The sequence below is a fragment of the Salipaludibacillus daqingensis genome (genome assembly GCF_029891575.1).
Taxonomy (GTDB): Bacteria; Bacillota; Bacilli; order Bacillales; family Salisediminibacteriaceae; genus Salipaludibacillus; species Salipaludibacillus daqingensis.
Genome location: NZ_JARZHF010000015.1, coordinates 1 through 21,768 on the forward strand (window position 1 = coordinate 1; position 21,768 = coordinate 21,768).

20 protein-coding genes are annotated in these 21,768 nt (G+C 39.5%); all 20 read right to left on the reverse strand.

All coding sequences use genetic code 11. The features are described from left to right. Nucleotides 1-896 precede the first annotated feature (896 nt). The 20 genes from lysS to spoIIE all read right to left on the reverse strand — a co-directional run bounded on the left by lysS (nt 897) and on the right by spoIIE (nt 21,290). Nucleotides 897-2,405, reverse strand: a complete 1,509-nt coding sequence (lysS, locus tag QDN89_RS21110) for a lysine--tRNA ligase (protein WP_425335433.1) — start codon at nt 2,403-2,405, stop codon at nt 897-899. A 207-nt stretch (nt 2,406-2,612) separates the two neighbouring features. Continuing rightward, nucleotides 2,613-3,620 carry a tRNA dihydrouridine synthase DusB gene (dusB, locus tag QDN89_RS21115; protein WP_280772221.1) on the reverse strand — a complete coding sequence of 336 codons (1,008 nt, stop codon included), beginning with the start codon at nt 3,618-3,620 and terminating at the stop codon, nt 2,613-2,615. A gap of 18 nt (nt 3,621-3,638) precedes the next feature. Further along, nucleotides 3,639-3,845: a helix-turn-helix domain-containing protein gene (locus QDN89_RS21120; protein WP_280772169.1), complete on the reverse strand. Its 207-nt coding sequence runs from the start codon at nt 3,843-3,845 to the stop codon at nt 3,639-3,641. After that, nucleotides 3,815-4,327, reverse strand: coding sequence for a 2-amino-4-hydroxy-6-hydroxymethyldihydropteridine diphosphokinase (folK, locus tag QDN89_RS21125; RefSeq protein WP_280772170.1), 513 nt, complete (start codon nt 4,325-4,327; stop codon nt 3,815-3,817). Before folK ends, QDN89_RS21120 begins: the two co-directional genes overlap by 31 nt. 6 nt (nt 4,328-4,333) lie before the next feature. Beyond that, nucleotides 4,334-4,696, reverse strand: coding sequence for a dihydroneopterin aldolase (gene folB / locus QDN89_RS21130; protein WP_280772171.1), 363 nt, complete (start codon nt 4,694-4,696; stop codon nt 4,334-4,336). Nucleotides 4,697-4,712: 16 nt separating this feature from the next. Beyond that, nucleotides 4,713-5,546, reverse strand: a complete 834-nt coding sequence (folP, locus tag QDN89_RS21135; RefSeq protein ID WP_280772222.1) for a dihydropteroate synthase — start codon at nt 5,544-5,546, stop codon at nt 4,713-4,715. Nucleotides 5,547-5,598: 52 nt separating this feature from the next. Beyond that, nucleotides 5,599-6,456 carry an aminodeoxychorismate lyase gene (gene pabC, locus QDN89_RS21140; protein ID WP_280772172.1) on the reverse strand — a complete coding sequence of 286 codons (858 nt, stop codon included), beginning with the start codon at nt 6,454-6,456 and terminating at the stop codon, nt 5,599-5,601. Further along, nucleotides 6,441-7,037 (reverse strand): aminodeoxychorismate/anthranilate synthase component II, encoded by a 597-nt coding sequence (pabA, locus tag QDN89_RS21145; protein ID WP_280772173.1) that lies wholly within the window; start codon nt 7,035-7,037, stop codon nt 6,441-6,443. Before pabA ends, pabC begins: the two co-directional genes overlap by 16 nt. Continuing rightward, nucleotides 7,034-8,482, reverse strand: a complete 1,449-nt coding sequence (locus QDN89_RS21150; protein WP_280772174.1) for an anthranilate synthase component I family protein — start codon at nt 8,480-8,482, stop codon at nt 7,034-7,036. Before QDN89_RS21150 ends, pabA begins: the two co-directional genes overlap by 4 nt. Before the next feature lie 303 nt (nt 8,483-8,785). After that, nucleotides 8,786-9,718: a cysteine synthase A gene (cysK, locus tag QDN89_RS21155; protein ID WP_280772175.1), complete on the reverse strand. Its 933-nt coding sequence runs from the start codon at nt 9,716-9,718 to the stop codon at nt 8,786-8,788. A 98-nt stretch (nt 9,719-9,816) separates the two neighbouring features. Next, nucleotides 9,817-10,701 carry an Hsp33 family molecular chaperone HslO gene (gene hslO / locus QDN89_RS21160; protein ID WP_280772176.1) on the reverse strand — a complete coding sequence of 295 codons (885 nt, stop codon included), beginning with the start codon at nt 10,699-10,701 and terminating at the stop codon, nt 9,817-9,819. A 32-nt stretch (nt 10,702-10,733) separates the two neighbouring features. After that, entirely contained in the window at nt 10,734-11,504 is a 771-nt protein-coding gene (locus tag QDN89_RS21165; RefSeq protein WP_280772177.1) for a type III pantothenate kinase, read from the reverse strand. 184 nt (nt 11,505-11,688) lie between these two features. Beyond that, nucleotides 11,689-13,707, reverse strand: coding sequence for an ATP-dependent zinc metalloprotease FtsH (gene ftsH / locus QDN89_RS21170; protein WP_280772178.1), 2,019 nt, complete (start codon nt 13,705-13,707; stop codon nt 11,689-11,691). Between the two features lie 69 nt (nt 13,708-13,776). After that, nucleotides 13,777-14,316 (reverse strand): hypoxanthine phosphoribosyltransferase, encoded by a 540-nt coding sequence (gene hpt, locus QDN89_RS21175; protein ID WP_280772179.1) that lies wholly within the window; start codon nt 14,314-14,316, stop codon nt 13,777-13,779. A 57-nt stretch (nt 14,317-14,373) separates the two neighbouring features. Then, nucleotides 14,374-15,765 (reverse strand): tRNA lysidine(34) synthetase TilS, encoded by a 1,392-nt coding sequence (gene tilS / locus QDN89_RS21180; protein WP_280772180.1) that lies wholly within the window; start codon nt 15,763-15,765, stop codon nt 14,374-14,376. Continuing rightward, complete coding sequence (locus QDN89_RS21185) at nt 15,749-16,198, reverse strand: threonine/serine exporter family protein (RefSeq protein WP_280772181.1); 450 nt, start codon at nt 16,196-16,198, stop codon at nt 15,749-15,751. The genes tilS and QDN89_RS21185 overlap by 17 nt, the downstream gene beginning before the upstream one ends. A gap of 13 nt (nt 16,199-16,211) precedes the next feature. Beyond that, a complete protein-coding gene (locus tag QDN89_RS21190) occupies nt 16,212-16,970 on the reverse strand; it encodes a threonine/serine exporter family protein (protein ID WP_280772182.1) in 759 nt (252 codons plus the stop codon). Nucleotides 16,971-17,024: 54 nt separating this feature from the next. Then, nucleotides 17,025-18,014 (reverse strand): serine/threonine protein kinase, encoded by a 990-nt coding sequence (locus QDN89_RS21195; RefSeq protein ID WP_280772183.1) that lies wholly within the window; start codon nt 18,012-18,014, stop codon nt 17,025-17,027. Continuing rightward, nucleotides 17,980-18,714 carry a vWA domain-containing protein gene (locus tag QDN89_RS21200; RefSeq protein ID WP_280772184.1) on the reverse strand — a complete coding sequence of 245 codons (735 nt, stop codon included), beginning with the start codon at nt 18,712-18,714 and terminating at the stop codon, nt 17,980-17,982. The genes QDN89_RS21195 and QDN89_RS21200 overlap by 35 nt, the downstream gene beginning before the upstream one ends. 107 nt (nt 18,715-18,821) lie before the next feature. Beyond that, nucleotides 18,822-21,290 (reverse strand): stage II sporulation protein E, encoded by a 2,469-nt coding sequence (spoIIE, locus tag QDN89_RS21205; protein WP_280772185.1) that lies wholly within the window; start codon nt 21,288-21,290, stop codon nt 18,822-18,824. Nucleotides 21,291-21,768: the final 478 nt, after the last annotated feature.

Genomic DNA, 21,768 nt, shown 5'->3' on the forward strand with positions numbered 1-21,768 from the left:
CAGCGTTCGTCCTGAGCCAGGATCAAACTCTCCGATAAAGTATGATGACTTTTCATCAAGTTTGATGTCCATGACATCAAAACCAAACTTTCGTCTGGCGTTTGTCGAATGTTTCCATTCAACGATTGTTTCTATTGACGGGATATTTTAAAATATCCAACTTCGCTTGGCTTCTTGTTTAGTTTTCAAAGGTCAATAACGAAACTTGTCCAAAAACAAAATCTTTTATAACTTTCTTAAAAACTCTTATTTAGACAACGCTCGTTTTCGCTTTTGTCGTTTTTGGCGACTCAATAAATATATCACCTTTCTCCATTTTCGTCAACAACTTTCTTAAAAAACTTTTTCATCTGTTTTTTCAATTTGTTGTCTTCCGTTTGGAGCGACAGGTAATAATATAACATGATTATAAAATAGAAATCAAGATTTTTTTCAATAAAAACAAAATAAATTTCTAACCTCGTCTTTTTTACATAGTATAGATGCTCTGGGGTCAAAAAAAACTATAATAAAATTCACTTATGAAAAACTGTCGCTACTTATTTTATCACGACATGAATCCAAGTTCGAGGCATTACTCAGGCATTACTCTCTGCCTAGTTTAAACTTGTCACAATAAAAATCAGTACCCTTCATCAAATTGAAGAAATGTCCCTTTACTCATTTCATTTTATAATTTAGCTCTGTTAAAGCTTGTCATTAATTTAGAAAAACACACTTGCTTGTACCGGCATCTCATCTGGACATCACCCTTAGTGATCTTCATACGTTGCTTTCCAAAAGGCGTACCATAGAATTATCAACTAGGAAATTTAATAAATAAAATTTTTTAGTATTACCCATCAAAACCCCACGCCATCCAAAAGAACAACGTGGGATTCATTTGATAACTTACTTTATTTTTCTTCTTGGTCTTCAGAACGTTGACGCATTTGTGGGAACAACAATACATCACGAATAGATTGTGAATTGGTCAGCAGCATAACTAATCGGTCAATTCCAATTCCAAGACCACCAGTTGGAGGCATTCCGTATTCCAAAGATTCAACAAAGTCTTCATCCATCATATGAGCTTCATCATCGCCTTGCTCTCTTTCAACAAGTTGAGCTTCAAACCGCTGACGTTGATCAATTGGATCATTTAATTCTGTAAAAGCATTCGCATGTTCCCGACCAACAATAAAGAGCTCGAAGCGATCTGTGAATCGAGGATCTTCTTCGTTTTTCTTCGCTAATGGGGAAATATCTAGCGGATGACCATATACAAACGTAGGTTGAATGAGTTTCTCCTCTACAAATGTCTCAAAGAACTCATTTACTACGTGACCAAACTTCATGGTCTTTTGAACGTGAACACCATGTTTTTCAGCTAACTGATGAGCCTCTTCATCAGACATCTCTGCCCAGAAATCGACTCCTGTATGTTCTTTGATCGCATCAACCATGTGGACTCTTTTCCATTTAGGTTCTAAATCTATTTCTAATTCACCATATTGTACTTTTGTCGTCCCTAAAATTTCTTTAGAAATATGAGCAACTAAGTTTTCCGTTAGCGCCATGATGTCATTGAAATCAGCGTATGCTTCATAAAGCTCTATCATCGTAAATTCAGGGTTATGCCTTGTAGACACTCCTTCATTACGGAAAACTCGCCCAATTTCATAAACTTTTTCTAACCCACCTACGATTAACCGCTTCAAATGAAGTTCAATCGCAATTCGCATATAAAGCGTCATGTCCAATGCATTGTGATGCGTAACAAAAGGTCTAGCAGAGGCACCACCTGGAATCGAATGCATCATCGGTGTTTCTACTTCTAAATAGCCGTGGTCATCTAGATAACGACGCATCGATTGAAGAATTTTACTACGTAATACAAACGTATCCCTTACTTCTGGATTTACAATTAGATCTAAGTATCGTTGACGGTATCGTTGTTCGACATCTTTCAGACCATGGTATTTATCTGGTAGGGGACGGAGTGACTTCGTCAGAATTTGTAAGTCCTGAGCTTTAACGGAAAGCTCACCAACTTTTGTTTTAAAAATAACGCCAGTGATCCCTACAATGTCACCAATGTCTGCACGAGTAAATAAGTCGTACCTCTCATCGCCAACTTGATCTTTACGCACATAAATTTGAATTTGCCCTGTTAGATCTTGAATATGGGCAAAACCAGCTTTCCCTTTTCCTCGCTTCGTCATCATTCTCCCTGCAATTGTCACAGCTACTTCTTGTTCAGCAAGCTCGTCCTTCTCCACATTCTCATAACCTTCTTTAATCATCTTCGCATCATGAGACCGTTCAAAACGAGATCCAAAAGGGTCAATTCCTAAATCAAGTATGTTATTTAACTTTTCGCGGCGTACTTGCAACTGATCCGTACCATCAAATTCTTGCGTCAACTCCATCATCTCCTAATTAAAATTATATTCCTTCGCCCCATACCGCTATGTATACGAAACGTACAATTACTCCTTTGTTTACTTTATAGGAGCAGAGCATAAAAAACAAATCAAATAAATTTATTAATGAAGAAAACTGCCAGCATAGTGCTAGCAGTTTCGTATAATCTCAGAGGTATTATAGGAAAGTTCACCGTTCTTGTCAACTTATACCTTTTGGATAACTTTTTCTCGAGGTTGCTTCTCTTCTAGAAAACCTGACAAGTTCGTTAGTACTTCAGCCATCTCATCTCGCGTTGATAATTGGTTAATTTCATCACGAATCCCAGCCGCTCCTCTTAATCCTTTAATATACCAAGAGGCGTGCTTTCTCATTTCTCTTACCGCTACATTCTCACCCTTGAGCTTAATCAAACGATCCATATGAAGGATACACACGTCCATCTTTTCTTGTGGTGTTGGTTCAGGAATGTTTTCCCCAGTTTTTAAATAATGAACGGTTCGGTACAACATCCATGGATTTCCAAGTGCTGCTCTACCAATCATCACACCATCTACACCACATTGATCCATCATTCGCTTTGCATCTTCTGGCGTTTCAATATCTCCGTTACCGATAATAGGAATGTTCACCGCTTCTTTTACTTGACGAATGACATCCCAGTCGGCTTTACCTTCGTACATTTGGTATCTCGTTCGTCCATGGATAGATACAGCCTTCCCACCACCAGCTTCCACTGCCTTTGCGTTTTCAACGGCATAGATATGATCGTCATCCCAACCAGTTCGCATTTTTACTGTTACTGGTTTATCTGCTTGTTTCACAGCGTGTGAAACCATTTCATATATTTTATCTGGGCTTAAAAGCCACTTGGCTCCTGCATCACAAGAAGTGATTTTCGGCACTGGACATCCCATGTTTATATCAATAATATCGGCGTTTGTTTGTTTGTCTACGACTTTCACCGCTTCACCGAGCGTTTCTTTCGTCGCTCCAAATATTTGCAAACTTAACGGCTTTTCTCGATCATCTACAAAAAGCATTTCTAGGGATCGTTTATTTTTATGGAGAATGGCTTTATCACTCACCATTTCTGCACAAACGAGCCCTGTTCCGAATTCCTTCGCAATTAAACGAAAGGCTGGATTACATACTCCCGCCATTGGTGCAAGGACGACTGGATTATTCATTAACACGTTACCAATTGTCAACATCATCTATCACCTCTTACTTCATTTAATCGAAGTCAGTTCATCATAAGTGACGTTTAACGTCTCCGTCACACGATTCAACAAATCTTCTTCAGGTTTTCGAGTTCCTCGCTCAATCTCCCCTAGAACAGACACAGAAACACCGAGCATCTTAGCTAAGTCTTCTTGCGTAAAACCTTTTAGCTTCCGAAATGCCCTTATTCTTCTACCCCAAACGAGCTCCTCCATTTACGAACACCTTCTTTATCGGTTAATTGATTTACATATGTATCAATGCCTCGGCCATCATTCAACCTTAAGTTAGGCTCTAACTCTTGCAGTGGTATTAACACAAACCCACGTTCAAACATACGAGGGTGTGGAATTTGAAGTAAGTTCAATTGTATATTTTCGTTGTTAAACAACAAAATGTCAAGGTCAATTGTCCTCGGTCCCCAAGTCCCTTTTTGCTGGCGTCCGCCTGATTCCTCTATTTTTTGGGTCACTTTAAGCAAGTCAAGAGGAGTATAGTTCGTTGCAATTTTTACAACCATATTTAAAAACGCAGGTTGATCGGTCACCCCAACTGGTTTTGTCTCGTAAATGGACGAAGAAGCCAAAATCGTAATACGAGGTTCTCCCTCTAATTTTTCCACGGCATTTTCTAGATGATCTAGCCTTGCTCCTTGATTTGAACCTAATGCGATATAACTAATGTGCTGCTCATCCATACTGTACTAGTCCCTTTCTCTTCTGATCTCTACTGCTACGTGATCATAGTGTCCAGGTATTGGCGGATCCGGTTTCGTTACTTTAACGACACACGCATCAACAATTTCAAATTGTTCGAGTAAAAGATCCGCTAATCGTGCCGTCAAGGTTTCCACAAGTTTAACTGGCTCTCCCTCAAGAACTTGTTTGGCAGCTTCATAAACCTTCGCGTAATTCACCGTTTGGTTGAGGTCATCACTTTCCCCAGCTGGTCTCGTATCTAATTCCAACGTCACATCCGCTTGAAAACGTTGACCAAGTTTATTTTCTTCAGGAAATGCCCCATGATATCCGTAAAACTTCATTCCATTCACATAAATTTTATCCATACGCCCATCTCCTCTTTTACATCGTTTGAGTAAGTGTAAAATCACCTTTGCCAATCATAGCATCCATCATTTTTGCCATTCGACTTATTTCTAACACATCATGAACACGAATGATCTCACAACCCTTTTCAATTCCAAGACAGACAGTTGCTCCTGTTCCTTCTACTCTTTCATTCACTGGTAACTCCAACGTTTTCGCAATCAAGGATTTTCTAGACGTCCCCAATAACATCGGATAACCTAGAGATGTGAATTCTTCTAATCGACGCATCACTTGTATATTGTCTTCATAACTTTTCGCAAACCCGATGCCCGGATCCAAAATAATTCGTTCATCTCGAACACCCGCCTGATGACAGATTCGAATGCTTTCTTCTAAGTCCATCTTCATATCGTTAATAAGATCTTTATACTCTGCTTTATCTCTGTTATGCATAAGAATAATCGGTACATCGTAGTGAGCAGCTACTGCTGCCATCTTAGGATCTGCTTTACATCCCCAAACATCATTAATGATGTTTGCGCCTGCTTGAATCGCTTTCTCCGCTACATTCGCTTTGTACGTATCGATGGAGATAGGAGCTTGAATCGCCTTTCTAACCGATTTCAAAGGTTCGATCACTCTACGGAGCTCTTCTTCCTCTGAAATTGCAATAGCTCCAGGTCTAGTGGATTCTCCGCCAACATCAATAATATGAGCCCCTTGCATGATCATTTTCTGCGCTCTTTCTGCTGCTTTTTTCGCTTCTTTAAAAATACCACCATCAGAAAAAGAATCTGGTGTTACGTTTAAAATTCCCATCACAAAGGTTTTCTCTGAAAAATCGAGTTTATATTGATCCCATTCCATCAATGTTGTTTTCGCCATCGCTGATCACCTTTTCCCGCTTAAAATTTATGCCTCAAAGTTCTTGTTTAGTCCAAAGAGTAGCCGACTGATGTTTAAGGTAGTTATATGCCCATTTAAACCAAACACCTTTATTACCTGGGAAATTCACCCCATCCCACTCGGATAATGGAATGACACCTTGCACAGAGTTTGTTACTAACACCTCATCTGCATCTAATGCTTTGTGGAGAGGAAATCGACCTTGTTTCACGACAAAACCTTCTTTTTCAGCTAAAGCAATGAGATACTGCCGAGTAATTCCATTTAAGCACCCACACGACATATCAGGTGTAAAAAGTTGTCCATCTTTCACCCAAAACAAGTTAGAAACGAGTCCTTCAGAAAGTACCTCATCCTCTGTGAGAAAAATCCCTTCTACATTTGATTTTTCCCCTAATTCTCGCTTGCCAAGGATATTATTTAAATAATGATGAGACTTCAAACGAAAATCTCCTTCAGGTGAATTCCTACGTAACGTTAATGTTTGGCCCTTTTTATGATTTATTATTCCTAATGATAACGGTTTTACGTATACGATGGTATTAGATTGCTCATACGGTTTCGTTGAAAGGCCAATTTCCCTTTCTCCTGCAGAGACATTCCACCGGAAATAACCGTCTTGTAAGTCATTTAACCGAAGCAACTCATCAACGATTTCTTTCACTTGATGTCTATTATACGTTGTCATCGATATATTCAAAGTATTTGCACTTTCATACAATCGATGAAAATGGTCATCCAGTAAAAATGGATGACCATTATACGTACGAAATGTTTCAAATAAACCTAATCCATATAAAAAACCGTGGTCAAATGGTGACAACACAACGTCTTCTTGTTTCATAAACGATCCATTTATGAAGAGATACATGTTTTGTCAAACTCCCTGTACCGGTTTAAGAAATTTCTTAATAATCGTTTTCCTACATCTGTCATAATAGATTCAGGATGAAACTGCACCCCTTCAACAGGTAATGTTTTATGGCGCAAAGCCATGATTTCTCCTTGGTCTGTTTCTGCAGATATTTCCAAGCAATCAGGTAATGTTTCACGTTTGACGATTAATGAATGATAACGGGTTGCTACAAAAGGATCCTCAATATCTTGGAAAACTGTTTGTCCATCATGCTTTACTTCTGATGTTTTTCCATGCATCAATCTTTCCGCACGGACAACGTCACCTCCGAAAACTTGTGCAATCGACTGGTGCCCTAAACACACTCCGAAAATTGGAATTTTCCCTGCAAATGCTTCGATCGACTCCATGCTAATTCCCGCTTCATTTGGGCTACACGGTCCTGGAGAAATCATTAAGTAGTCTGGTGACATTTCTTCAATTTCAGTAACGGTAATTTGATCGTTTCGACGAATCACCAGTTCTTCTCCCATTTCTCCTAAATATTGTACAAGATTGTAAGTAAATGAATCATAGTTATCAATCATTAAAATCATCGTTTATTCCTCCTCAGCTCTTCTTCACTCATCTCTTTTGCTCTCCATAACGCTTTTGCTTTCTTTAATGATTCTTTATACTCTGCTTTTGGATCAGAGTCAATGACAATACCTGCCCCTGCTTGAACGTAACAAATTCCTTCTTTGGCAATCATCGTTCGAATCGTAATATTTAATTCCATATCGCCTTGAAAACCAATCCATCCAAACGAACCAGTATAAGCTCCGCGTCTAACAGGTTCTAACTCTTCAATAATTTCCATCGTTCGAATTTTGGGGGCTCCAGTAATCGTTCCCCCTGGAAATGTTGCCGCAATGACATCAAGGGCGTCATGCTCCTTCGCTTTTATGCCTTTAACATTAGAAACTATATGCATCACATGCGAGTATTTTTCAATGACCATTAACTCATCAACTTCTACAGAGCCGTATTCACAAACTCGTCCTAAATCATTTCTTTCTAAATCAACGAGCATAATGTGTTCCGCTCGTTCTTTCTCGTTATTTAAAAGTGTATTTGCTAACGCTAAGTCTTCTTCTTCATTTTTCCCTCTAGAACGAGTTCCTGCAATTGGTCTCGTACTGACCTCATCCCCTTTGACCTTCACGAGTAGTTCAGGCGATGCGCTGACATACTGAATAGTCGGAGTCTGCATGTAACCCATATAAGGAGATGGATTCAATTCTCTTAAACAACGATAGATGTGCAGAGGGTGTGTTACACGAGCACGTGATTCGCGAACAGATAAGTTCACTTGAAACACATCTCCTGAACGAATATATTGTTTCGTTTTTTCGACTGCAACTTTAAATGCCTCTTCTTCAAAAGATCGTTCAATCGTCTCGTTCAATGGGATAGACTCGTTCGGTAGTGAAAATTGAGCGTTTCGAGTTCTTGCTTTTTCTCCTTCACGCCAACGAGTAATCATTTCTGTCAATATCTTTTCACTGCGTGAATAATCTTCATCTGAAATAACAGCGATAAACCAAATAACATCTTGTTGATGATCAATGACATACAGTTCATCAAATGCCATTAGATAGAGATCATCTGTATCCAAATCATCAGTGGAACTTTCTGGTAGTTCTTCAATTTCCCTTATTAAATCATAGCTAAATTGTCCAATCAACCCACCTTGTATTTCTGGTAGTTCATGATTTGCTTCGATGCGATACGTACGAAGCCATTTTCTTAGCGATGGCAGCAAGGGACCTCTTTCTTCTTCCTCATGATAAGATGTTTTTATCGTTAACCTTTCATCTTTTCCTTTAATGACTGCCCAAGGGGTAAGTCCAATAATCGAATACCTGCCACCCCGACCGCTTTCGAGTAAAACATGATGGTCTTTATTTTCTGATAAATAGGAATAGGTTTGAAACCAATCGGTCGTCATTTCTTTTAATTTTCTTTGTGTTCCGACCGATTTTCGTTTATAAATCGTCATTATTTCGTCCACCTCACGCCGCCATTAACGAATCATTTCTTTTCTTCCACTAATTATACGGTGGTATCCAAGCAGGTGCAATGATAATAAACGTTTAAGTAGTGGAAAATGGTTGTAATATTTTGGTCTACATCATACTTTTTTAGTTAATAAGTTTACTTTTAACAAAAGGACTCACTAAGGCGGAGTAGTTAGACGATAATTAATTTCAATCACTAAAGCTTCACTCGTCTTTCTCCCGTCATAAAATGGAAACAAAAAAGGACCACATGACTAATAGCGGCCCTTTCAATAATTTAGATCCTATTCTTCTTCCTCAAATTGATATAGTGGAGTACTTAAGTAGCGCTCTCCGTTACTTGGAATGACTGCTACTACTTTTTTGCCTTTGCCTAATCGTTTTGCCACTTCAAGGGCAGCATAAATCGCGGCTCCAGAAGAAATACCACCTAAAATTCCTTCTTCTCGCGCTGCACGACGAGCATATTCAAACGATTGTTCTGTAGAAACCGTCATCACTTCATCGTATAGATCGGTTTTCAATATATCCGGTATAAATCCAGCACCAATACCCTGAATTTTATGTGGACCCTTTTTTCCACCTGATAAAATTGGAGAATCCGATGGTTCTAGTGCGATTAATTTAACATTTGGAAAGTTTTCTTTCAATACTTCCCCTGCACCAGTAATTGTTCCACCTGTTCCAATTCCTGAAACGAACGCATCCAACTGATCGCCAACTTGCTCAACTAGCTCTTTTCCAGTAGTTTCTCGGTGAACTTTAGGATTAGCTTCGTTTTCAAATTGTTGTGGCATAAAATAACCATGTTCTCTTTGTAAGTCACGAGCTTTTTGAATCGCGCCACCCATGCCGTCCGGACCAGGAGTCAATACTAATTCAGCTCCGTATGCACGAAGCAAATTACGTCTTTCCATACTCATTGTCTCGGGCATAACAAGAAGAGACCGATACCCTTTTGCTGCAGCTACCATTGCCAGACCTATTCCTGTGTTCCCACTTGTTGGTTCAACAATTGTATCACCAGGTTTTAATGCACCCTTTTTTTCCGCATCTTCAATCATTGATAAGGCAATTCGGTCTTTTACACTGCTACCAGGATTCATATACTCTAGTTTCAAGTAAACATCTGCATGTTCATCTGTCACTAGTCGCTGCAGTTTCACCAATGGAGTTTCACCTATTAGTTCTGTAATCGAGTTCACAACTTTAGCCATCAAAATTCTCCTCCTTATAATAAAACCGAGTAAGTTCATTGGATTAATATAGATTAATCATACCAACCAATTCGGAAGTGGTCAAGAAAAAACTGGTTTTACGACTGCAATTTTTCTGCTAGTAATTCTTCTAGCTCACCTTTAGAGAACAAATATGTTTCATTGCAAAAATGACACGTTGTTTCTGCCCCTTCGTCCTCAACGATCATCGCACGGAGGTCCTCTTCGTTTAAACCAAATATCGCGTTACCCATGCGTTCTTTTGAGCAATGACACTGAAAAGATGTTTCTACCGTCTCTATGACACGGTAGTTACCAACACCGGTTAATAGTTCAACAATTTGTTCAGGTGTATGTCCACTTTGGATTAAAGAGGAAACAGGAGGTAATGCGTTTAACCTTTGTTCTATATCATCAATCGTTTCATCTTCTACTCCTGGCATCATTTGTAAAATAAACCCTCCAGCACCTTGGACTTCGTCACCTTCACCTATAACGACTCCAAGTCCAACAGATGAAGGCGTTTGTTCAGATGATGCAAAATAATACGTGAAATCTTCTCCTAGTTCTCCTGAAACGATTGGAACACTCCCAGTAAAGTAATCTTTCATGCCTAAATCTTTCACGACAGACAATGTGCCTTCGTTGCCAACAACTGCAGAAACATTAAGCTTTCCATTGTCCTTACGTTCAGGGTCAATCGCAGCTTGTGACACATAGCCTCTAGCTGTTCCATCTGCATTAGCATCTACGATAATCGGACTTGCAGGTCCGTTACCTTCTATTTTTATTGTTAACTTTTCGTCGCCTTTAAGCATTGTCCCCATCATTGTTCCTGCAGTTAGCGCACGGCCTAGTGCCGCTGTCACTGTTCTCCATGTTCCTTGACGTTCCGCTGCTTCTTTCACCATTTCTGTTGATTGCATTGCATACACTCTTACCTTGTCATCATAGGCAAGTGCTTTCACTATATAATCCTTCATTGTATCTGACTCCTTTTTTCTGTTCACCTTATTTAGGCTCTATAGTTACGCTCATAAACGAGTTGTAATCCTTTTAATGTCAACCACTCGTCTACATAATCAATTGCTTTTGTTTCTTCTCCAATTACTTTTGCCATCTCTCCTGTAGCAATAATGGTAGGTTCTGTTCCCATTTCTTTTTTGATTCGCCAGATAATCCCTTCAATTTGACCGACAAAACCGTAAAGAAAACCAGATTGCATCGCATGAATCGTATTTTTTCCAATCACACTCTTCGCTTTCACTGTTTCTACTTTAGGTAATTTAGACGCTCGTTGATACAATGCATCCATGGAAATATTCATACCTGGCGCGATAGCTCCCCCGACATATTGCTTCTTCTCATTGATGTAGCAAAAAGTTGTCGCTGTGCCTGTATCAACAATAATCAATGGTCCATCATATTGGTGAATACCGGCAACCGCGTTAACAATTCGGTCTGCCCCTACTTCTTTTGGATTATCGTAGAGGATATTTAACCCTGTTTTAATTCCTGGCCCGATAAACATTGGAGTAAATTGAAAATACATTTGGCACATTGTTTTTAAACATTGATCAATGGTTGGGACCACAGAAGAAATGATACCCCCGCTTATCTCCTCAAGCTTCAATCCTTCAAATTGAAAGAGGTTGTTTATTAAAACCCCGTATTCATCAGCAGTTTTGGATGTATTCGTCTGAATCGTCCAATAATACTGCCATTCGTCTTGGTCGTAAATTCCTATAGCCATTTTCGTATTCCCTACATCAATTACTAAATTCATCCGTTCTCCCCGCCTCTGCAAAAGAGATTTTATTTCGTGAGAAGTACTTTATCTTATAGTAAAAAGGGTGCCCAAAACATCGAATCGGCCACTAGCCAATCATATTAATAAATTATTGAAAAGATTTATTAATATGGATTGACGACGTAGTGTGCAGACACATGCGGGACACCCTCAAATTTATTTACTCATCTTTTTTTCGGTCATCTTCTTTGTTATCTTGTTTTTGATCTGCTTCTTCACTAGAATCTGATCCTAAGAAATCCTTCATCGCATCTCTTTCTTCTTCTTTGCTCTGAATGGTTACTTTTACATCTTCATCATCAGCAGTCTTCTTTTCATCATTTAACTTTTTCGTGAAATGGTGATCATCTGGGAGCTTTCCGTCATCAATAAGTGAGCGGATTTGCTCTGCGTCCAATGTCTCATGCTCTAGTAACGTTTCAGCAACAAGTTGAAGGCTTGCTTTGTTTTCTACTAGAATTTGTCGACAACGTTCATAAGACTCCTTAAGAATACGTTGAACTTCCAAATCGATTTCATAAGCAATCGTTTCACTGAAGTTTGACTCGCTACCCATATCTCGACCTAAGAACACTTCGCCTTGAGTATTTCCGAACTGTACAGGTCCTAGTTTATCACTCATTCCATATTCCATAACCATCTTACGAGCAATGCCTGTAGCACGTTGGAAGTCATTATGAGCTCCCGTACTTACTTCATTGAACATCACTTCTTCTGCAACACGTCCACCTAAAAGGCCGACAATCTTATCTAGAAGTTCAGGTTTAGTCATGAAATAACGGTCTTCTTTTGGTAGCATCATGGCGTAACCGCCAGCTTGCCCACGAGGAACGATGGTTACTTTATGAACCATGTCTGCGCTCTCTAGCTTCACACCAACAACAGTATGACCAGCTTCGTGGTGAGCAACAATGGCTCGTTCTTTTTCAGAGATGACTCGACTTTTCTTGGAAGGTCCAGCGATTGTTCTATCAATCGCTTCTTCAACAGATGCCATGTCGATCTTCGTTCTATCTGTACGAGCAGCAACTAGTGCCGCTTCGTTTAACAAGTTTTCCAAGTCAGCACCTGAGAAACCTGGCGTTCGTTGAGCAATCGCTTTTAAATTCACATCATCTTCAAGCGGTTTACCTTTAGCATGTACTTCAAGTACCGCTTCGCGACCTTTTACATCAGGACGTCCTACCATGATCTGGCGGTCGAAACGACCTGGACGTAATAATGCAGGGTCAAGGATATCTGCACGGTTCGTCGCTGCAATGAGGATAATACCTTCATTTACACCAAACCCGTCCATTTCAACTAGCAATTGGTTTAACGTTTGTTCACGCTCATCGTGTCCGCCACCTACACCAGCTCCACGACGACGACCTACCGCATCAATTTCATCAATGAAAATAATACAAGGCGCGTTCTTTTTCGCATTTTCGAACAAGTCACGTACACGAGATGCACCGACACCGACAAACATTTCTACGAAATCAGAACCACTAATAGAGAAGAATGGAACTCCTGCTTCCCCGGCAACTGCTCTTGCAATTAATGTTTTACCAGTACCTGGTGGTCCAACAAGAAGAACACCTTTAGGAATTCTCGCACCAATTTCTGCGAATTTACGTGGTTCTTTTAAGAACTCAACCACTTCTATTAGTTCTTGCTTTTCTTCATCTGCACCAGCCACATCTTTAAAACGGGCTTTTTTCTTATCTTCGCTCACGAGCTTCGCTTTACTCTTACCGAAGTTCATGACTTTACTGCCTCCACCTTGAGACTGGCTCAATAAGAAGAAGAATAAAATGAAGATAATCACAAATGGAATGACCGCTACAAAAAAGTTCACCCATCCACTTGGTTCCTCTGCTTGTTCAATGACAAGTTCATCCATCCCTTGGTCACCAGCTGCAGCAACCACCTCTTCTAAAAAGACTTGAAGGTCTGGAACATTAACTGTAAAAAACTCGTCTTCTGCTGCTCCTCTAAGTTGCCCTCGAGCAGCGTACACATCTAGTTTAGGTTGAATCGATAAAGATTCAATATTATCATTATCTAATTCTTGGCGAAATTCATTTAATGTCATTTCCGTTGTCTCATCGGGATCAGCCTGAAAAATGCTAACAATCCCCACGATAACTAGGAATATCAATAAATAAAAGATCGTATTACGAAATATCCGATTCATCCTGAACCTCCTCCCACGTCAAATACACTTAGATTATACTATCATACAAATGTCACAAATCACAATCAATTAACTTTGATAAATTTCAGGTTTTAATACTCCAACATACGGGAGGTTCCGGTAGCGCTCAATATAATCCAATCCATAACCTACGACGAACTTATCTGGAACAACAAATCCAGTAATATCAGGGTATATATCAACTGACCTTCCATCAGGTTTATCTAACAACGTGACGATTTTCACTGACTTCGCTTTACGGTATTCAAACAGTTTTACTAAGTAGCTTAATGTTGTCCCGCTATCAATAATATCTTCTAGGATTAATACATCTCTTCCTTCTACCGATGTATTTAAGTCTTTCACAATTTTCACTTCGCCTGATGACACAAGTTCGTTCCCGTAACTGGAAACATCCATTAAATCAAATTCTATATGTGTATCGATTTTTTGAATTAAATCCCCCATAAATGGAAGAGAACCCTTTAAAATACCGACGACCAACGGAAACCTTCCTTCATATTCTTCCGTTAATTGCGCTCCTAATTCACGAATTTTCTCTTGAATTTGTTCTTCAGTAATTAATATTTCTTGAATATCATCTCTCATAATTGTTTCATGAGCCTCCTAAATATATCGTTATTTAATAAGTGCCTGCCTTAATGCCTATGTATAAAGCTCGTACGTTAGATTAGCTACTTGAGTTGAAGATTTATTCACTAAGGCTTCATTGGATCGTTTCAAAAACGGGACCCATAATATTGTATCATGACTATCCGTGACAATGGGCCAAACATCACGATCTCTTTTCGGAACTTTTTGATCGATAAACAAATCCTTGATTTTTTTCGTTCCTTCTCCACCCACATAAGACATACGGTCTCCTTTTTTTCTTGAACGAACAAGTAAAGGAAGGACAACCTCGTCTAAATCCACACTTAGAGAAGCAATGTTTTTTTCCTCAAGGTTTTTCCTAACTTCCCTGGATACCTTTAACTTCCCAAGAGGCAAGGTGACTTCACTTGGAATCGCGATTTTTTGAGTATCAATAGCATCAATTTGCATATCAAATAAAGAATTTCGAAATTCAAGACGATCATAAGATTTTTCTACAACGATCCCATCGGGTAAATGGGATGTTACCGAAGGGTGGTCATTTACCAAGAGGGTTTTTACCGACTCGATATGATGACGATCCATTTTCTTTTGAACGGACTTTGAAAGATAACTTAATATTAGATGAATGACTCTTCTTTGTAAAGCACGGGGGGTTTTTCTAAGGATTTCCCCATCAATCGACAATCGATCTGCATTTTTCTCTAGTATAACTTTTTCCAAAATGATTTCCGTTTCTGATTGTAGCCATTCTTCGTCATCTGACCATGCTTCTGATTGCCACTGAAAAATCTCATGTGCTTTATGGTTTTCTTGCTTAATATATGGCAGTATATGATGCCGTAAGCGATTTCTTTGGTAGTCATCTTCTTTATTTGATGGATCGTTTCGATAAGGAACGTCATGTGTTTCGCAAAAACGAACGAGGGTTGCTTTTTCAACGCACAAAAATGGTCGTATGATTGTTCCGTTAGCAAACTGTCGCTTAACGGGAATGCCTTTTCTACCCGATAGACTTCCACGAATTTGTCGCATCAACATCGTTTCGATTTGATCGTCTCCATGATGAGCTAAAACAAGTTTATCTGCTTCTAGCTTGTTCATCAATGATTCAAACCATTCATAGCGACAAAGGCGCGCCGCTTCTTGAGTTGATAGCCCATTTTTCTTTTTTCGCTCGCTGACATTAGGTTGATGAAAATAAACCGGGATATGGTGTGATTGACAATATTTTTTAACAAATTCTGCGTCCTTTTTCGATTCGTCTCCACGCAAGCCGTGCTCCACATGAGCAACAGTGATTTTAAATGAAGAGGACGGCATATCTTGAAAAAATTTGACCATCGCCATGCTATCCGGGCCACCAGACACAGCTAAAATGAGGTGGTCACCTTCTTTGAGCATCTCATGTTTTAACATAAATGAATTAATGACCTGTTTCATATCGATTACCTATTCCTTTCCCAAATGAAAAGATCGATAACGCCAACACGAGTCCTGCTGCAATAGCTCCTGCTTGTAACATCGTTTCTACACCGTATTCAAGACCGAGAAGATAATCACCATCCACAAATGCGAGCATCGTAAAATACGCTCTACTTCCAGGGACCAATGGCAATATGCCAGGAATAGACAATGTGGTTACAGGTATTCGAATTTTTTTCGCCAATAAATGGGCAATCGTTGCTGCTGTTAAAGAAGCCAGAACCGTCGCAAAAATGGCAGAAGTCCCCATATTGATACCTGTTTGTAAAACAAACCACGTGACAACTCCGATCCCTCCCCCTAATAGGAGGGCCCGTTTTGGCACACTGAATATAACACCAAAGCCAATAATTGCTGCAAATGTCATAAGTAATTCAATAATAAGATCCAATGATGCCCCCCCTTTATAGAAACAACGAAATTGATAGAGCGATCCCACTTGCAATCGATAATGATGTTAGCAAAGCTTCCACACCACGACTCATGCCAGCTAACAAATCGCCGGATAACAAGTCACGAACGGCATTTGTTAATGGAACACCTGGAACAAGGGGCATAAGTGAACCGATAATAATTTGGTCTAAATTATTCCCTACACCGATGAATACTAGCAAAATGGCGACAGAGCCACCAACAAACGCCGCTGCAAGCTCTGCAGCAAAGCGAACTTTCAAATATCTTTCAAACTCAACTAATGTAACACTTGCGATCACCGCAGCGAGGTAGGCAGGCAACAAATCTTGAAGCCCCCCTCCAAATAAGTAGGAAAACCCACTTCCAGCAACACCTGCAGCAAGGTGAATCAGCCAAATCGGATAATGAATAGGCGCTTTAGATATAGCTTTTAACCTTTGGTCAGCTTCTTCGACCGTTAATTCTCCTGCAGTAAATTCTCTTGAAACTTGGTTCACTTCGGTAACTTTATTTAAATCTTGCATCCGGTCATCAACACGGACCATTTGCATGAGATCTTCTTTTCCTTTTCTTTCTTCAAAGGATAGGAAGATACCGGTGGTTGTTGTAAAGCAATGGACATTCGTAAATCCAGAAGATCGAGCCATTCTTTCCAACGTTTCTTCCACCCGATACGTTTCAGCACCATATGTAAGCATAATCTCTCCTGCTAATAAACATATGTCCATGACTTCATCCGCTGCTTTCATCACCTTCCCCCCATTCTCCATGGCGATCTTCTTTTACAATCACCGATCGATTGTTTATCCCACCAAGTATAAAATATATAATAAAAGAAGAAAAGAGGCAAAAATCAACGTTTCATACAATCCTCTGTATTTTTTTTCCTTTGTTGTCTGCACCTGATTTGACGGTGAGTGAACTTTTTTTGACTGTTTCAATAACTTTTTCTTTTTCACTCTCGATAGTGCCGATCTCTTTTTTTCTTTTTGCAACACGTCTAACAAATCTCTCTTCATTTCCAAAGCATTGTCATAACGATGTTCAATTCCCTTGCAAATAATAGATGAAAACGGGTCTAACACAGGCTGTTGTTTTACTTTGGCTACTAGCTGCTTTCTTCCGTCTAGACCTGTTTTTTCAAAACGATGAAAGTAACCTCGATTCAACATCAACATAGCAACAGAAAACAAATCATAAGAAGCTTCTGCTTTTCTGTCTCCTATTCCCCAATAACCACGATCGAAAAACTCCGTATATTCTTTAATAGATCTCCCTAACTTTGTCATCCCGCCAACATCAATCCATCGAAGAGAAAACGGATGATGCGAGACAATTAAATTTTCTGGTTTTAAGTCTCCAAATACCCAACCTGCCTTATGCAAGTTTGCTAAATCCCCAAGTAGTTGCACAAGAAATAAAGCCATCCACTCGTTCCCTCTGCTTTTTAGAAACGGTAGAAACGGTTCTCCCTCAATATATTCCATCACATAAAAAGATGTCGTTCCAGAAGAGCTCGACACATCATCCATGTCGATAAAGAAAGGTCCAAGGGAGATCCCTTGAACCTTGGAAACCTGCCTTAAAGCGCGGACTTCAGACGAGATAGACATGGACTCTCGAGCGACTTTTATCGCTACTGATTGCACGCCTTTTTTTGCTAAATATACTTTACCGATTGCGCCTTCCCCCAGTAACCGAACAATTAAATACTGATTGCCATGCCAACGCCCTGTAATACGCTGACCTGATCGAAAGCTACATACCTGATTCTTCGATGTAGGCTCTCTCATCACGGCTAGACCCTTTCTTCATTCGCTTTGAGAATACGTTTAGTGCTTCCATAATTGCCGGTCCTGTTGGGGTGACACCTGAAGACGCAAGTTTCTTAAATGACCCCTTCAATGAATCCATTTCAGGAGTCCAAGACAGGAGTTTCTCCACTTGTTTCCTTTTCCCGGGAAATGAATATAAACAGTAGTGATTCTCCCCTTGCCTTGATCGAAGGCTTAAAGATAGATCTAGCAATGCTTCTTGTACCCTCGGTATTTTATTTTTCATACTAGCACTCGTATCCACAAGAATAAGGATATCTAGACTTGCTGTTTCACCTAAGTCATCAACGACCTCCATCAATTCTTCTCTTTTTTCTGGTTCCAAGTCTTCCATTGCTTGATTTTTTCCTAGAATTTGAGAGATTTCTTTGTTTACTACCCCTTGAATCGTCTGTGTCATCGCTTTTTTCGTTACCATTTGCACCGTTTGCGAGAGTTGCCTTGCATAGACAACATCACTCATTCCTCCGCCGGCACGAGCTATATCCTGCACTTCTGACATACCCCGTTCGTCTTCATCACCTTCATCCATAATCCCAATGACATTCACTGTCAGACCTTCTTCTTTCGCTAGAGACGACATCGCTACAGGGTCTTCCCCTGCATTGGAACAACCATCTGTAATTAATAAAATTTGTCTAATTGTCGCACTACTCATTTTGCACTCTCCTATCTTGTATCTACTAGAAATGGTTTCTCTCCAATAGAATTTTCTACTAGCTTTTACAAGATTAAGAGGTCTTATACCTTATCCAAAAGCCTATTTTAGGATGTGGTCGCTATTGTAGCCCACTTCGGAACAAAGTGATCGACTTTTGCTACTAAAATTGTCATATCATCATGAACTTCTCCCCCACATTCACGAATCATGCGCTCCATCATCAAATCAGCAATTTGCTGTGGGTCCGACGTTCTTAGTTCTCGGATAATTCGTTTCATCCAAATATCTGTATTCTCTATTTGATGTGGTGTCTCATAGATACCATCACTCATCATAATTAATAAATCTCCTGCTTTAAGCTGCTCTGATACGACATCCACATCCACTTCTTTAATCATTCCTATTGGAAGGTTTCCAGATTCAATAGCCATCACTTGTGATCCTCGCTTAATGAAACTCGGTGTCGAGCCAACTTTCAAAAACTTTGAATTCCCATCTTGCAAGTCAATAATCGCTAAATCTAATGTGGAAAATACTTCTTCACTAGATCGAAGAGACAACACGGAATTAATAGATTTGATTGCCACCGTTTCGTCAATACCTGATTTTAAAATCCTCCTTAGTAAATCAATTGTCTCTTGGCTTTCAACATGGGCTCGCTTCCCATTACCCATGCCATCACTTATGGCCATCGCAAACTTTCCTTCGCCTAACTCCATCGTTGAAAAGCTATCTCCTGATAACCACTTCCCCCCTTTAGCTGTATGAGCAATACCTGTTTCTATTACAAACGTTTTCGTCGAACCAAGTAAAACCTTCGTCTCTTTTCTAGAAGCTGACAGAGGTTCTGCTTGTTTCACAACAATGGCTTCATTCAAGATGTTTGATAGTAGCGGCGCAACAACTTTTTCCGCTTCATTATATTGATTGGACGGTAAAATCATTTCCACATCGACATTTCCAGGCTCTAAACCATAAATGTCTACAAGATCAACATCAACACCAACGCCTAACAAAGCCTCTTTTACTTCTTCTTCTTGTTTATCGTGCACTTCCTTCTCCCGTTGAATATCTCTTGCAAAATCACCCATTACTTGCGATACACCTATCAGTTGATCAGCGACCAATCGCCTACTTTCGAGTAACTGATGTTTCAAACGTTGTTCACTTTCCCTTTCTTTTAATTTTTCCTGCACCGTTCGTATAACGCGTTCATCTATGAGACAGTGCTTTTTCCAACCTGATAATAGCCCACGATTTTTTACTTCTCCCTTTTCCTCACTCTCTTTCATGATTTCCTCCATATAGGAGTATGTCTTTTCAAATTCCCTTGACCAACATTGAGTCTTTTTCACACACATTTGACATGTATCTTCTGTAACCTCACTTAAAAACAGGTCTACGGCTTTTTCTTTTTCCGAATTCCCGTCTTTTTTTTCATTGAACGAAAAACTATGAGAAAGGCTTAAAAATAAGTCAGAAAATTGTTCTACCCTTCCAGCTGTCATATCTCTTATTTTTCGTAAATACTTCTGCTGTTCGTTAGCGTGTTCCGGCGTTCCAGGTATGTAGCTGGAAAGAAGATTTGTCCAAGATTTAGGAGTCATAAAAAACAAAGCAACAGCTACTAGACTCTCATAAAGTGTAACCTCAAGAGGGGCCTGATTATCTGCATACATCCCCATTAATAAACTAGCTATAATTAAACCTGCTGCTACGGATACTTTTTTCCCTTCTTTTAACAGTCCCCCTAATAGACCGGAAAAAGCTAGTAAACTCATCGAAAATAAATGAGCCACATTGGCGAGTGAAAGGATCAATCCCATGATGACACCAACTGTTGAACCGATCGTCGCTCCTCCTACAAACGCAAAAATCAATACAAAATACCGAGCAATAATATGTTCAATCGATAGATGATAAATGAGCCAACCGACGGTTCCGGTTAACAAAGATCCTAAAAGTATGACGAGGCAAACGACCTCTTCGTGTTTCAAACTCATATGTCGTCGTTTTTCAAGAAATAAAGGGATGCTTTGAAAGAAAATCAACGTAATGACTAATGCTAATGCCCCTTCCACAGAGGCAGTCAGTGCATGATAGAGAGAATGCTCTCCTTGAAAAGCTAAACTAAAGTATCTTGTTAGTGCTACAGAAGCAAAAACCGTCACTGGTAATAATTGTTCCTGCTTATCTACTTTGCTCATGATGCTTTGCAAGAGGAAATAAACAATAATCGCCACAGTCGTGTGCCCTGCATAACCAAATGATAACGTTGTAGAGCCAGCTATTAATGCAAAAGATGCTGGTAGTGTCATACTCCTTTTCCACTTAAAAACTACCGCTAAAAAAGGAATTGTAAAAGGTAATAGCTGCAGAAGGATAACGGCTCGCCCTAACAAAAATCCAATTCCAATGACCATTAGTAAACGTTGCCAAGATGTAAACTTCTTCTTCACATACTTTTTCTCGCTTTTGGATTCGTCTCCTTTAAACCAAGTCCACGCATCCGCTCCACCTAAAGAAGAAACGGCTTGTCCACTCATCTTTGTCAACACGCTTCGCCCCATCATATTTTGCACCACTCCTGTTCAAAGTTCGTCCTACTATTAAAACATGATAGAGATACAAATTTTGTCAAACAACGTGGGAGAGAAAATAAAACTCTTCGACTAATATAGACGGAAAACGTCTGTGAATCAGAAGATGATACAGAATGCTCGTTTCCCTTCGATGATGACTCATCCATATTGATTACGAGATTTAAGTCAGAATAAGTAGCTTCCAATCTATAACGTCGGGCTTCTGTCTATTTAATAGACCAAGATATATTTTTATGTTTTTGTCACTTTACCACGGTTAAAAGTTTTTCTTTTTTAGTACGATTAAATACTGAAGTAATTTGTAATTATTTAGGAAAATGAAACATAAGTAAAACATGTTTGCTATTTTTACTTATAGTGAACTTAGGCTAAATACCCTTACTTAGAAACAAAAAAGCCGTCTATTTCTATCGCTTTAAAAATCAGCGATTAGAAATGACGACTTTAG